Here is a 13,482-nt window from a genome sequence, read left to right as displayed (position 1 = left end):
CACAGATCAAACGAATTTTAATCCTGTGCATAATTGCGTACTTTTGCACCGTCGTAGAGATGTTGACCGCCAGCGGCCACCAGTTTCATTGCCGGTGACAGGCCTTCAACGACCTGTACCGATTCCCCATCTGTGCGCCCGAGGGCGACGGGAGCCCGGGATACAGACTGGTCTGCATTGATCTGCCAGACATAGGGATTGCCATCGGCACCAGTCTGTACCGCCGCCAGCGGAATCCACAAATCGCCCTTCTCCTCTTTCAGCTTCACCTTCACCCGTGCCGTCATACCGGGGAGAATTTGCACATTCTCTGGACGCGGCATGCCCAGTTCAACGATATAGGTCTGGGTCACGCTGTCCGCCTCTGCCTGGTGCTCCCGGTATTCAAGGGCAAACGCCCGTTCCGGCAGGAATTCAAATTCTGCATTCACCGAACTGATCCGGTCCTTGCTGACAGTTGCCAGCATTTTTTCCGGCACCGAAATCTGTATGCGCACTTCAGAAATATTTTGCAGCCGAACAATGGCCTGACCGGGCTGTACATTGGTATAATTTTCCACAAGCTGACGGGTAGCAAGCGCATCAAAGGGCACGCGCAATTTGGTATAGGCCAAGTCCTGTTCAGCCTTTTCCAATGCCACTTTTGCCAGATTGAAATTACTCTCGACTTCGTCGAGCTGTTGTTGGGATACCACTTTTGATCCCGCCAGAGAACGCTGCCGTTTCAGGGTCTTCTCCAGTAGCTCTAGATTGACACGGGCCTCTTTGACCCTGCGGCGGTAATCCCGATCGTCCAACTCCGCAATCAGAGTACCCTTGGGAAGGATTTCTCCCTCGAGAAAATTTAGCCGGTCCAGCTTGCCGCCCACCTGGAATGAGAGATCCACACTCTGTACCGCTTTCACCCGCCCGGCAAACTGGCGATCCGTAGATTCTGCACCACTGGTGACAGTGGCCACCTTGACCGGCAACAGGTGCTTCATCTGTTGCTCATCTGCTTCCGAGCCGGAACATCCTGCAAAAAGAACAACAGCTGCCATCAGTAAGAACAGAGAGCAACGACAATGTATCGACAAATTCATAGTCCTTATCCACAAACTTGGTTGACTGGAAATCAAAGCTTTAGGCGAGATCGGTGGAAAGCATCAGCAGGCGTTTGCGCAGGCGCTCGAACACTGGGTCCTCAATCTCCAAAACCCCCAGTACACGTCCGAGAAACATCCCCTGGGCCGCCAGGATCAAAAGCTGGGCCAACTCAGGATCACGATAGGTTTCAGTCAGTTCACTGCGCAGCGCCGCCTGCTTGGCTTTGAAGGGGTCGAGCAGTGCCGGATTCTCTGCCACAGCCGCTATCAGAGATCGCGGCAGGGACTCATCATCCTCCATCAGTTCAAAAATGGCATTGAGGCGGGCGATCAGCAAATCGGCCCCCGACGCGACAAAGGCCTCGGTACTGGCATACTCCCTGTCAACGGCTGCCTGCAGCATGGCCTTGATCAGCGACTGCTTGGTAGGAAAGTGATGGATGAGCCCCCCCTTGCTGAGGCCGCAGTGATCGGCCACTGCATCCAGGGTAAGCTTGCGCGCGCCCCGCTCCCGCACCACCGCTTCTGCCGCACGCACTATCGTAGCCTTATCGACTTTCGGCACATGGCCTCCTGGGGATCTTCAGATAAAAACCGACTGGTCGGTATATTATCTCAAGCCAGGACAATGTCAAGCCATGGTACTCTATGACCCAATCATCCTGGGTCAAACAGTATTTGCCAGGGCACTCTGTGACCAAATGGACACTGCCCTGCAACTGCCTATCTGGAGTATTTGATGACGGTGCCACCCTGCCCCTGCGGCTCGGGCAAAAATCTGAGAGCCTGCTGCGGCCTCTACCTGTCCGGCAAAGCCTACCCAAATACAGCAGTATCTCTGTTGCGCAGCCGCTACACCGCCTATGCCACAGGCAATCTGACCTATTTACACAAGACCTGGCACCCCGATAGCCGCCCAAACCTCCACCCGGAAGACCTGACAACCCAATGGACACATCTGCGGATCATCCGGGTTAAGCCAGGGCTGAAGCGCTCTGCCGCGGAGTTTAAAGCGCTGTACCTGGATGGTAACCAAGTGTGTGAGGTTCACGAGATTTCCCTGTTCAAACTGTACAGGAAGCGCTGGGTCTATTTGCAGGCCTGTGCGGATTGGCCATAATCGTTCAGCAGTACTACAGTAATGGATCGGCAAGAATACATGAGCCGAGCTGGGTCCCAGGGGCTGCGCCAGCACAGCATTTTTTGATACCCAGGCTTTACTCACAATTTTTTGCGCTGGCAGGGCAAACGGCGGCCGGACCTGTGGTTCACCGACTTTTCAAAGTGCCTTTCAAGCAGGCTGTGAGTAGCTCGATTTTAAAAAAATTTTTTAAAAATGACAGACATCACAAAGTTTCCCGAGGGTGTGCCGCCAATTAAAAAGCTGCTATTCATATGGCCTTGTGATGCATAGGCTTTGGAATTATACTGTATTTTGACACCCGCCTCATAAGAATCAAAACCCCAAAATACTCCCAAATTAGCCACTGCAAGCGCTTTCTCTGGAATTACGCCATAACTGTATTGCTTTACCCCGTTCCTTACTTTTGAATTTCCCTCCAGGAGAATATTTCTCGCTACTGCCGTATATTCAAGACCAACCCGAAAAAACCAATAAAAGTCACCATCGGGTTGGGTTGCGACGTTGCTGAAAGCCGGCAGTTGACTGCCCAACATCAAGCGAACTCCTACCCCGTGGTCTCTGATAATATTACCGCTTCTCCAGCGGAGATAAGGTACTACACGGTATACCAGTCCCCCTTTTTGAAATGCGGACAGAGGGAGCTTGTAGTCCAGCTTTAACTCAGGCATGAATCCCCATTCATTATGCACTTGGGACTGCCAACCTTTGGGGAACGTGGACCCGGTAGCCCTGTGTATCCACTCTTGCATCACCCGCGCGCCGGATCTCGGGCCTGTGCTGCCAATATCCAGCGTTACATCAGCGCGCCAGTTCGAAGAAATCTGGTAGAGGTAGTTGACTCCCAAATAGGTCCAACCGCCATAGGGGTGCTCACCATCGACTGGTGTGGTCGTTGTAAGATCTTCCGGAGTATAGATGTCCTGGCCCAAATGCAGCGTAAACGGGCTATTTGCGGGCCTCCAGGCTAAATGGAGCCCGCCGGTATAATCTCTATCCGTCTGGAAAGGCGCGTCGTTCGCCACTTCGATCTGAAGCTGACCTTTTGCCGTGCCGGCCGCTCCAACGGGTAGCGAACCCAGAGCAGAGAGCAAAACAACAACTAACGACAGGAAACTCTTGGCACTGTACTCCATATGCCACTCTTACTTCACCTGCTCCCTCTGAAGCCAAACCCGGTCTCGCTCTGTTGTGCTTCCGGGTTACCGGTTGCAACAACGATATCCCGATCACCTCTCCAGCCCTGCCGCTTACTCGGTGGCAATGCCAGTACATGACTAGCGCTTTTCCTCAAAGCCCTGACTGGGAGAAGCCCTAACTATCTGCCATCTCTCGCCTTTTCGGTGTCAACAGCTCAATTGCTCCCCTTACAGTCCACCTGTTTGCCCAAAGGCCGGGGAAACAGTGTCCAGCCCCAATGAGTCTGCCCTTCACTGGCAAAGCTCGGGTTCCATGGCGGGCGCAACAGCGATTAACTGGCTCCTGAATCAACATCACGACACAAATACTCGTGGCTCAATGTGAACTCTAGAAGATTGACAACAAAAGGATGAGGTGAGAAACGCCCGTTCAATCATCACAATGGGCGGCGACGGGCATATTGCGGCTGCAGTACCGCCTTCGCCACAGGCGCCAATGGGTAACGACCGTGACTTGATCAGACAGTGGACTAGGAGGGGTTGTGATGATTTGCCATTAGTGCCGGCCAGGCTGCGCGCAGGTACATAACCATGGTCCACAAGGTCAGGGCAGCGGCAATATACAGTAGTAGATACCCGAGCGTTTCCATCAGCGGATACTCCCGCACATCGAAGGCAAGCAGCACAATAATTGCCGCCATCTGTGCCGTAGTCTTGACCTTGCCCACATAGGATACGGCAACACTGCTGCGTTGGCCGAATTCCGCCATCCATTCCCGCAGTCCAGACACCGCAATCTCCCGGCAGATAATCACTGCCGCTGCAATAGTGAACCAGGCATTCTTATGCAGGCCCACAAGTAGCACCAGGGCGGTAGCCACCATCAGTTTGTCTGCGACGGGATCCAGGAAGGCGCCAAATGCCGTACTCTGATTCAGTTTTCTTGCCAGGTAACCATCGAGCCAGTCGGTTGCGGCGGCAGCGGCAAAAATCACTGCCGATGCCACATAGCTCCACTGATACGGCAGGTAGAAAACCACCACCAAGACAGGTATCAAACCGACACGAAGCAATGTCAGCTGGTTGGCAAGTGTCATATTTTTCTCTGTTCTTGTGGGGGAACGTACGTTAACAAGTCGTTGCACAAAATGAAACGCCCGATGAAATAGCCGGGCAATAGTTCTTCAGTTTTATCGCCCGACTATTCCTGATGCAGTACCGAGTATATAGTTTGTGCGAGTTTGCGGCTGATTCCCTCCACACTGGCAATTTCTGCCGCTGTGGCCCGTTTGACCTCCTGCAGGCCACCAAAATGGCGCAGCAACGCCCGCCGGCGGGCGGGCCCCACCCCGGCAATGCCCTCCAGGGGTGACTCCCGCCGCTTTTTGTCCCGGCGCGCCCGGTGACCCGCAATGGCAAATCGATGTGCCTCGTCGCGAACCCGTTGAATCAAATGCAAAGCGGGCGAGTCGGCAGACAGTACAAGCTCTTTGTTACTGGAAACCACATACAGGGTCTCAAAGCCCGCTTTGCGCGTGGCGCCCTTAGCAACGCCAATAATCTGTACGCCAACCACACCCAGCGCATTGAGCGCGTCTAACGCTTGGTTAACCTGGCCCTTTCCGCCATCAATCAACAGAATATTGGGGAACTTGCCCTCGCCTCCCGACAAGCGGGTATAGCGTCGCTTGAGCGCCTGACCCATGGCCGCATAATCATCTCCGGCCCGGATGCCCTTAATATTGAACCGGCGGTAGTCCGATTTGACCGGGCCAGCGGTATCAAATACAACACATGATGCCACCGTCGCTTCACCTGATGAATGGCTGATATCGAAGCACTCCAACCTCTCCGGAAGCTGCTCCAGATCCAACACGTCCTGCAGTGCCTCAAAACGGTCAAACAGTCTCTGCTGTGCGGCAGTGCGGCTGCTCAAATTCTGTCGGGCCGCCTGTTCGGCCATCTCCACCCAGGTGGCGCGTTTACCGCGCAATTTGTGTGCTATAGCAACCTCGTGCCCTCCCTGTGCGCCCAGGGCCTCTTGCAGCGGCACCACATCCTCCAGGGCTTCGGATACGAGAATTTCGCGGGGGATTTCCCGTGGACTGCCGATATAGAACTGCGACACAAAGGCGGATAACAGCGCTGCATGACTCAGCCCGAGACGCTCGCTGGGAAAAAAACTGCGACTGCCCAATATTCTCCCCAAGCGAATAAACAGCACGTGTACACAACAGCTGCCAGCCTCACTGGCAACCCCAAGCACGTCCACATCACCGCTGTCGCCCTCAGCCACCTGATCAGCCTGGAGGCGTCGCAGTGCGGAAATCTGGTCGCGCAAGCGCGCGGCTTTCTCGAAGGCCAAGGCTCTGGAGGCACCGTCCATTTCATCAGCCAACTCCCGAATAATACTGTCGCTCTTACCAGTGAGGAACATCTCGGCATGACGCACATCCTGACGGTACTCCTTCTCCCCGATGAAATGCACACAGGGCGCCGTGCAGCGCTGTATTTGATATTGCAGACAAGGTCGTGAGCGGTTGTGAAAGACACTGTCTTCACAGGAGCGGATACGAAAGGTCTTTTGCAGGAAGTTCAGACTCTCACGCACTGAGGAGGCATTGGGAAAAGGGCCAAAATAACGCCCCTTCCGGCCTTTGGCACCGCGATGCAAGCCAATGCGAGGGAAAGCATCGCTACTTGAAAGAAAGATATAAGGATAACCTTTGTCATCTTTCAGCATGACATTGTATGGTGGGTGCTGCGACTTGATCAGGCTTTGCTCCAGCACCAGCGCTTCCGTCTCGCTGCGCGTAACCGTAACCTCTATGGTGTTGATGCGCTGCACCAATGCCATGGTCTTGGCAGTGAGACCGGAACTGCGAAAATAACTGGAAAGGCGATTGCGCAGGTTTTTCGCCTTGCCCACATAGAGAATATGGTTGTCGGCGTCAAACATCTGGTAGACACCCGGCTTTCGGGTAACGGAGGAAAGAAAACGCTTGCTGTCAAACATCTGGCAGTCAGTTTTACTGGGCTGGCACCTGCCCGCTGAAATTAAAAGGCCCCCTCGGGATCGAGTATCTGGTATTTGATTGCAAGCAGGGTCAATTCAACATCACTGCTGATATTCAGCTTCTCGAAAATCCGGTAACGGTAGCTGTTTACTGTTTTGGGGCTGACAGAGAGCGCCTGAGCAATCTCTGCAACCTTGGCCCCATTGACGATCATATCAGCGGTCTGGAGTTCACGCTTGGAAAGTTTTTCGAACGGAGAGCGGTTGCCCGCGTGACCGGAGACATTGCGCAGTGCCATTTTCGTCGCCATGGCTTTACTGAGATGCACCTTACCGGACACCACGGTCCGAATTGCCTTCACCATCTCTGCCAGGTCAGCACCTTTGGTGACATACCCGCGGGCACCCGCCTCCATCAGGCGATTGGGGAACAAATCGTCATCCAGGGCGCTCACTGCGACAACTTTCGCCTGCGGACAACGGTGCAGCAGTTTTCTGGTCGCTTCGAGCCCGCCCATACCGGGCATTTTTACATCCATGAGAATCACGTCGACTTCACGCTGGCGCACAAATTCCAGGGCTTCCTCGCCACAATTTGCCTCGCCAACGACCTCCACTCCCTCGACGTCACTCAACATGCGCGAAATCCCCATTCGCACAAGATCGTGATCGTCTACAACCAAGACTTTGATCAAGCTATCCCCAACTACGGATAAGTGCAGTGATTGCGCAGCGTATTCATCCCCATCGCCAGTGCCCTCAAAACTGCCTTCTTCTTTTTAATTGCGGGGAAACTGCCCCGCACAGATCCACCCCGAGAATCCAACGACAACATACCAGACAAAAACGCTACCGCAAAGCAAAGCTGCCGTTTCAAATGCTGCCAAAAAGTCTGATCGGCAAAGAAATCTGCTGCGTTTATCGGCAACCGTTACACTGTAAAAACGTACCAAGTTATTTTCCTGCGATCAACAGGTTTTTATTCCGCACAATTTGCACGGCAAAAAGCCAGATAGCGAAGATTCTATGGATAATAGGATTCGAAATATATTTCCCGCATTCAATTTCTTTCAGTTATAGAAACTGGAGCATCTACCACGTCACAAATATCTGTTGAATTATATGACATACAGATAATTAGGCGCTGAAATTTCCTATCAAATCCAGTGTTGAGCGGTAACTGCATAAAACACTGGGAGCGATATGGGAATAACAGAGCTGTTGAAAACCCTGGATCGGCGCCGTTAGCAGGCTGCCTTTCAACTGGAGCGCTCCGCTACGGGTAATAGCGTGGCTCGGGCTCCAGTGACACGCCAAATTTGGCATACACATCAGCGGCGATCTCCTCGGCCAGCCCCGTCAGCTCCTCCCCACTGCCCCTGCCGGGGTTGACCAGCACCAGAGCCTGTGAATCGTGAACCCCCACAGCATTGCGCCGGACCCCCCGCCAACCGGCGCGATCAATCAGCCATGCCGCAGCCAACTTCCAGCGATCCCCCGCCACAAAAGCCACCAAACCCGGGTGTGCCGCTTTGAGGCTTTCATAGTGCGCGGTTTCCACGACAGGGTTCTTGAAAAAGCTGCCAGCATTGGGAATGATCTCCGGCAACGGCAATTTGCTATTGCGGATATCCGTCACTGCCTGTGCCACTACAGCCGGCGTCAGCGCGCCACTCTCCCAATTGCACTTTCGCAGATACCCATGTAGTGCGGGATAGCCGATACAGGGCTCCCATGCGCCGGGAAGCGCCAGACTCACCTGGGTGATGATGTACTGGTCTCGCAGTGAACCCTTGAATACGCTATCGCGGTAGGCAAAGGCACAGTCTCCAGTATCGAATCTATGTATTTCCCCGCTGGCAATTTCCATTGCCTGCAGGCTGCTAAAACGATCGCGCAACTCGATTCCATAGGCACCGATATTTTGAATTGGCGCTGCACCCACTTTACCCGGGATCAAGGCAAGATTTTCCAGCCCGCCCAATCCCTTCTCTACCGTCGTCATCACCAATTGATGCCAATTCTCTCCGGCAGCGGCACAGACAGTGTGGCCAAAGTCGCCAGACTTGACTGAAAGACCCCGAAGATCCAACTGGATAGCCAGGCCGGGAAAATCCCCGGTCAAGACGATATTGCTGCCGCCACCCAAGGGTAAAATAGGAAGGCGCCGCTGCCGCGCAAAGGTCAGAGCTTCCCGCAACTGATCCAGGGTTTGCACCCGCGCAAAATGGGCACTCTGAGCAGAAATTGCCAGGGTATTGTGGGGTTGTAAATCGATATCGGATTCTATCATCGGAAAACAGCTTTAGCCGAAAAACGCTCGCACGCGCTGAAGATCCCACTCCGTATCTATACCACCAGGCACTGCCGCACAGGCATCGGCTACATGGATATGTTCATCGTGGTACAAAAAACGCAGCTGTTCCAGAGCTTCGAACCGCTCAAGCGGGGCCACGGGCCAGGATACAAAGCTTGTCAGCAGCGCCACCCGATAGGCATAGATGCCAATATGACGGCGGGGTTCCAGACCAGCGGGCAGTTCCGTGGCTTCCAGGCTAAAGGCATCCCTCGGCCAGGGTATGGGTGCGCGGGAAAAATAGCGCGCCATCCCCGATTTGGCAGCGACGACTTTTACAATATTCGGATTGCGAAAGTCATCCAGGGTCTGAATAGGCTCCGCCAGGGTGGCCACACCGACACGGGCGTTTGCCGCGAGATTTTGTGCAACCTGGTTGATAACCGGGGCCGGGATCAGAGGCTCATCCCCTTGCACATTCACCAGTATACGGTCGTCGGCAAGCCCCAGATTCATTGCCACTTCCTGCAGGCGATCAGTGCCGGAGGCATGATCCGCCGAGGTCATACACACCGCCCCACCAAATGCCCGCACGACTTCGGCTACGCGCATATCATCAGTGGCGACAATCACCCTTTCGGCGCTGCTTTCCCGCGCTCGTTCATAGACGTGCTGCACCATGGGTTTGCCAGCAATATCCGCCAGGGGCTTGCCCGGTAATCGACTGGCGGCGAAACGGGCGGGGATAATGACATCGAAAGGGCAATTATTTTTCATCATCAGAAAACAGCTGCAGGTGCCGGTGCACCTTTTGGTAGAATAAATCGGGTAACCTGGCGCGCACCTCCAGCGCCCACCAGTGGCTCTGCCAGAAATCGCGGCATTTTACCGCATCCTTCATCGTCATGATGACCGGTGTTTTACCATCAAAGTGCAGTTCCTGCGGGCTGAATTGATGGTGGTCGGCAAAGGGCTGCTCCATCACCCTAAAGCCCAGTTGGCGAAGTGTGCGAAAAAAGCGCCGGGGATTGCCGATCGCCGCCACCCCGTGGCAGGGACCGGGTTCCGGCCCCGAGGGCAATCGCAGTGTAGAGGTCTGATCGAGGTTGAATTGGTGCCAACAAGAGGGCTCCAGTGTCATCGGGAAATCCAGCAGCTCCCCGCACTGTTGCCTGACGCACGTATCGGGCTCGCCGCTACTCACCACAATATCCACAGTCCGCAAACGCGTTGGGGGCTCTCTCAGAGGGCCGCACGGCAACATATGCCCATTGCCGAGACCGCGCAGGCCATCCACCACACAAATTTCCAGGCTGCGCCAAAGACCGTAGTGCTGCAAACCATCATCGGACAAAATGACATCGCACTGGTGATAATCAATCAGTGCCCGGGCTGCCTCTGTGCGATTGGGGGAAACCATCACCGGCACGCCGGAAATCAGGTGCAACATCAGAGGTTCATCCCCGCATTCCAGCGGGTGTGATTGAGCCGTCACCTGGTAGGGGTAGCGCCTGGCCCGCCCGCCATATCCGCGACTGACAATACCGGGGTTTCTGCCTCGCTCTTTCAACCAGCGCGCGAGTTCCGCAACCAACGGCGTTTTGCCGGCACCACCAACGGTGATATTACCCACTACAATGACCGGCACCGGCAGTGGCAGTGGCGGCCTGCGGGCCTTCCTGATCCTGCGCCGCTCGCTCAATTGACGGTAGAGTATCTCCAGCGGAGTGAGCAGATAGAGAGCCCGCCCCCCGCCCTTTTTTGGATACCAGCGCCTGTTGAACCAGTCTTCCAGTGACATCCCCGTGCCCTACCCCATCGTCTGCCGTTGCAACAATACGGCATAATGCCCACCGCGTGCGAGCAACTCCGAGTGATCGCCGCTCTCCACTATACGGCCCCTCTCCATCACCAGGATACGGTCTGCATTTTCAATCGTACTCAGGCGATGGGCAATGACAAACGTCGTGCGGTTTTTCATCACCTCCTTCAGGGCGGCCTGAATATGGCTTTCGGATTCATTATCCAATGCTGAAGTCGCCTCATCCAGAATAAGAATGGGGGCATCCTTGAGCAGAGCTCTTGCAATTGACAGGCGCTGGCGCTGGCCGCCGGAGAGTGTCTGCGCATTGTCACCCAGAGCGGTCTCCAGCCCCTGAGGCAATGCTTCAATAAACTGAGCCGCATGCGCCTGCTCTATGGCGCGCAGTACATTTTTACGAGGAGCATTTTCCAGTTCGCCATAGGCGATATTGCGGTAAACGGTATCGTTAAACAGAACAATATTCTGCGATACCATGCTGATATGACGACGCAATTCGGTGACAGGTACAGTGGAGATATCTGTGCCATCCACCAGAATACGCCCGCCACTGGGTTCATAAAAACGGGCCAGCAGGCTTACCAGGGTGCTTTTGCCGGAACCCGAGGCCCCGACCAGAGCCACAGTTTCCCCCGCTCCCACAGAAAAGCTGATCCTTTCAAGTACTTTCGGTGCGGCCTCGTCATAGCTGAACTCCAGTGCATCAAAACTGACCGCCCCACGCACCGGTCTGGATAATCTCTGGTTACCCCCCTGGGGTTCCTTAGGCGCATCCATTACCTCGAAGATGCTCTCTGCCGCAGCAATGCCTTTTTGAATATCCGCAAACACCTCAGAGAGACTGCGCACCGGTTTTGCCAGGGAGGCCGCAGCACCGATATAGGCGGCAAAAACCCCGGCAGTCATGGACTCCACCATTCCCGGTGCCAAGGCCAGCCATACAATAGTGGCCGTCGAGAGCCCTACCAAAATCTGGATAACCGACACACTGGCAGTATTAGTCACCACCAATTTCATAAATTGTCTGCGATTATTGTCACTGGCAGACAGAAAGCGGGAACGCTCATAGGCCTGACCACCGTACATGCGCACAACCTGGTAGCCATTGATAGCTTCCTGGGTGACATGGGTAACATCTCCCATGGAGTTCTGAATGCGATGACTCAATTTTCGAAATCGCTTGCCAACTACCCGCACAATAAAAGCGATCAGCGGCGCAAACAGAAAAAAGGTCAAAGTGAGTTTCCAGTTCACTAACAGCAGGTATATCAACAAGCCGAGCGTGGTAAAGGATTCACGGAAAAGCACCTTGATCGCCTTGGTGATGGCATTGGTTACCTGCTCAACGTTATAGGAAACTTTGGAAATCAGGTAGGCGCCGGTATAACGGTCAAAATAGGCACTGGGGAGCTGACCGATCTTTTCGAACAATTCGGTGCGAAGCTGATGAATCACCGCGCGTGCCACGTAGGCAAGGCCGTAGCTGCCAATAAAGTTGCCCAGCGCCCGCAACACAATAATCAACAGCATCGCCAGAGGTACCAGCCAGCGCGCGGTTTCCTGGGGCATCACGCCACCGGGATAGTGGGAAGCCACAAATTTGGAGAGAAAGCCGCGCTTTTCCGAAATACCTGCCCCCACGGCATCGAGCAGCAGCTCGGTAACGGCAATCAGGCTGACGCCCATCACAGAAAACAGCAAAAACCCCAGGACTGCAACACCAAAAATGGCGATATGCGGCCGGGCGTAAATGAGTAGTCGGCGATAGGTTTGCGCCCCGTGTTGGGGTTTGCTGGGGAGCGGGGTTACTCTCTTCATACAGACCAATGAATGGACGCACCCAAACGGGGTGCATTCACGCGCGAAGCCCACCATCTGTCGCAGCCAGATACAGGCTCTGCGCGCTAGTTTTGTTCCGGTTGCCGTGTAGTAATGCTTAGGTTGACAAAGCCCAACTGTCCAGCGGCATCCAGTGCCCGAACCACGGCCTGATGGTGGGCAGTGGCGTCAGCGGTGATCACAAGCGGGCGATTGTACTCGCCTGCGGAAACTTCTGACAGTGCGGATTTCAAGGTGGTCAGCTTTTTGTTGATCAACGCCTGGCCCTCCACGGCGTAAGTACCGTCTGCGCTGATCAAAATTTCCACAGCACGGGGTTCCTCTGCCGCCTGGGGTCCAGCGGCTTCCGGCAGATTCAGCTTGAGGTGGCTCTCTTTGGTAAAAGTGGTAGACACCATAAAGAAAATCAATAGGAGAAAAACCACGTCAATCAGCGGCGTGAGGTTCACTCCATCAGACTCTTTGGCTTGGCGGCGAAAGTGCATCGGCTGCAACCTCGCTCAGGCTACAGCTTTGATGTTGCGGTCACTGTGCAAAACATCCACCAGCTTTACGGCCTCCTGTTCCATCGCAACCACAATGGAATCCACCCGGCGCTGGAAATATCTGTGCGCCATCAGCGCGGGAATAGCCACGGTCAGGCCTGCAGCGGTGGTGATCAAGGCCTGGCTGATACCTCCGGCCAGTACCCCGGCATTACCGGTTCCCTCCAGCATAATGGCGGTAAAAACCTGGATCATGCCAATCACGGTGCCGAGCAGGCCGATCAATGGCGCAACTGCTGCAATCGTGCCCAACACACCCAAATAGCGCTCGAGTTCATGTACCACTTGATTCGCAGTCTCCTCAATACTGTCTTTCATCACCTCGCGACCATAGCGGGAACTGGACAGGCCGGAGGCAAAAATGCGCCCCAGGGGGCTGGAGTCCCGCAACGCTTTGAGTTGCTCCGCCTGTACCGGATTGTTTTTCAGCCACCCCCAAACTTCACTCAACAGGGTTGGCGGCACTATGCGCTGAGGGTGCAATGTCCACAAGCGTTCAATACAGATCGCAATCACAGCAACGGAACAGAGCAGGATCGGCAGCATCAGCCAGCCACCGGATTTTATGATTTCTAACACGTTTCTCAGCCCTAAACAGC

13 protein-coding genes are annotated in these 13,482 nt (G+C 54.6%); 1 reads left to right on the top strand and 12 read right to left on the bottom strand.

Going from position 1 to position 13,482, the window contains the following annotated elements; genetic code table 11:
• Window positions 1-17 precede the first annotated feature (17 nt).
• Together M8T91_RS08030 and M8T91_RS08025 are read right to left on the bottom strand one after the other, a co-directional pair.
• A complete protein-coding gene (locus M8T91_RS08030) occupies window positions 18-983 on the bottom strand; it encodes an efflux RND transporter periplasmic adaptor subunit (RefSeq protein WP_301418548.1) in 966 nt (321 codons plus the stop codon).
• Between the two features lie 139 nt (window positions 984-1,122).
• Window positions 1,123-1,650: a TetR/AcrR family transcriptional regulator gene (locus M8T91_RS08025; RefSeq protein ID WP_301418546.1), complete on the bottom strand. Its 528-nt coding sequence runs from the start codon at window positions 1,648-1,650 to the stop codon at window positions 1,123-1,125.
• A 174-nt stretch (window positions 1,651-1,824) separates the two neighbouring features.
• On the opposite strand from M8T91_RS08025, the gene M8T91_RS08020 reads away from it, so the two are divergent.
• On the top strand, window positions 1,825-2,205 hold the full coding sequence (locus tag M8T91_RS08020) for a YchJ family protein (RefSeq protein WP_301418544.1): 381 nt from the start codon (window positions 1,825-1,827) through the stop codon (window positions 2,203-2,205).
• Between the two features lie 197 nt (window positions 2,206-2,402).
• Here the strand turns inward: M8T91_RS08020 and M8T91_RS08015 are convergent, their stop codons facing one another.
• The 10 genes from M8T91_RS08015 to M8T91_RS07970 all read right to left on the bottom strand — a co-directional run bounded on the left by M8T91_RS08015 (window position 2,403) and on the right by M8T91_RS07970 (window position 13,462).
• The gene (locus M8T91_RS08015; RefSeq protein WP_301418542.1) at window positions 2,403-3,362 is read right to left on the bottom strand and encodes a lipid A deacylase LpxR family protein; all 960 of its coding nucleotides are present in this window, start codon (window positions 3,360-3,362) and stop codon (window positions 2,403-2,405) included.
• A gap of 533 nt (window positions 3,363-3,895) precedes the next feature.
• Window positions 3,896-4,462, bottom strand: coding sequence for a CDP-diacylglycerol--glycerol-3-phosphate 3-phosphatidyltransferase (pgsA, locus tag M8T91_RS08010; protein ID WP_301418540.1), 567 nt, complete (start codon window positions 4,460-4,462; stop codon window positions 3,896-3,898).
• Between the two features lie 104 nt (window positions 4,463-4,566).
• Complete coding sequence (gene uvrC / locus M8T91_RS08005) at window positions 4,567-6,381, bottom strand: excinuclease ABC subunit UvrC (RefSeq protein WP_301418538.1); 1,815 nt, start codon at window positions 6,379-6,381, stop codon at window positions 4,567-4,569.
• A 41-nt stretch (window positions 6,382-6,422) separates the two neighbouring features.
• Window positions 6,423-7,076 carry a response regulator gene (locus M8T91_RS08000; protein WP_301418536.1) on the bottom strand — a complete coding sequence of 218 codons (654 nt, stop codon included), beginning with the start codon at window positions 7,074-7,076 and terminating at the stop codon, window positions 6,423-6,425.
• Between the two features lie 581 nt (window positions 7,077-7,657).
• Window positions 7,658-8,674, bottom strand: a complete 1,017-nt coding sequence (murB, locus tag M8T91_RS07995) for a UDP-N-acetylmuramate dehydrogenase (protein ID WP_301418534.1) — start codon at window positions 8,672-8,674, stop codon at window positions 7,658-7,660.
• Between the two features lie 12 nt (window positions 8,675-8,686).
• Entirely contained in the window at window positions 8,687-9,454 is a 768-nt protein-coding gene (kdsB, locus tag M8T91_RS07990) for a 3-deoxy-manno-octulosonate cytidylyltransferase (protein ID WP_301419050.1), read from the bottom strand.
• Window positions 9,444-10,478: a tetraacyldisaccharide 4'-kinase gene (gene lpxK / locus M8T91_RS07985; RefSeq protein WP_301418531.1), complete on the bottom strand. Its 1,035-nt coding sequence runs from the start codon at window positions 10,476-10,478 to the stop codon at window positions 9,444-9,446. The genes kdsB and lpxK overlap by 11 nt, the downstream gene beginning before the upstream one ends.
• 9 nt (window positions 10,479-10,487) lie before the next feature.
• Entirely contained in the window at window positions 10,488-12,317 is a 1,830-nt protein-coding gene (gene msbA, locus M8T91_RS07980) for a lipid A export permease/ATP-binding protein MsbA (RefSeq protein WP_301418529.1), read from the bottom strand.
• An 86-nt stretch (window positions 12,318-12,403) separates the two neighbouring features.
• A complete protein-coding gene (locus M8T91_RS07975) occupies window positions 12,404-12,823 on the bottom strand; it encodes an ExbD/TolR family protein (RefSeq protein WP_301418527.1) in 420 nt (139 codons plus the stop codon).
• Between the two features lie 15 nt (window positions 12,824-12,838).
• Window positions 12,839-13,462, bottom strand: a complete 624-nt coding sequence (locus tag M8T91_RS07970) for a MotA/TolQ/ExbB proton channel family protein (RefSeq protein ID WP_301418526.1) — start codon at window positions 13,460-13,462, stop codon at window positions 12,839-12,841.
• Between the last annotated feature and the right edge of the window lie 20 nt (window positions 13,463-13,482).

It is taken from the genome of Microbulbifer sp. MI-G, assembly GCF_030440425.1.
Lineage (GTDB): Bacteria > Pseudomonadota > Gammaproteobacteria > Pseudomonadales > Cellvibrionaceae > Microbulbifer > Microbulbifer spongiae.
Note: the sequence above shows the minus strand (reverse complement) of the source record. Positions and strands in the feature narration are given on the sequence as shown.

Bases quoted from the DNA above. Each gene is read 5' to 3' on its own strand.
- kdsB (WP_301419050.1), bottom strand. From the start codon at position 9,454: ATGAAAAATAATTGCCCTTTCGATGTCATTATCCCCGCCCGTTTCGCC.
- msbA (WP_301418529.1), bottom strand. From the start codon at position 12,317: ATGAAGAGAGTAACCCCGCTCCCCAGCAAACCCCAACACGGGGCGCAA.
- M8T91_RS08020 (WP_301418544.1), top strand. From the start codon at position 1,825: ATGACGGTGCCACCCTGCCCCTGCGGCTCGGGCAAAAATCTGAGAGCC.
- lpxK (WP_301418531.1), bottom strand. From the start codon at position 10,478: ATGTCACTGGAAGACTGGTTCAACAGGCGCTGGTATCCAAAAAAGGGC.
- M8T91_RS08015 (WP_301418542.1), bottom strand. From the start codon at position 3,362: ATGGAGTACAGTGCCAAGAGTTTCCTGTCGTTAGTTGTTGTTTTGCTC.
- murB (WP_301418534.1), bottom strand. From the start codon at position 8,674: ATGATAGAATCCGATATCGATTTACAACCCCACAATACCCTGGCAATT.
- uvrC (WP_301418538.1), bottom strand. From the start codon at position 6,381: ATGTTTGACAGCAAGCGTTTTCTTTCCTCCGTTACCCGAAAGCCGGGT.
- M8T91_RS07975 (WP_301418527.1), bottom strand. From the start codon at position 12,823: ATGCACTTTCGCCGCCAAGCCAAAGAGTCTGATGGAGTGAACCTCACG.
- pgsA (WP_301418540.1), bottom strand. From the start codon at position 4,462: ATGACACTTGCCAACCAGCTGACATTGCTTCGTGTCGGTTTGATACCT.
- M8T91_RS08030 (WP_301418548.1), bottom strand. From the start codon at position 983: ATGAAGCACCTGTTGCCGGTCAAGGTGGCCACTGTCACCAGTGGTGCA.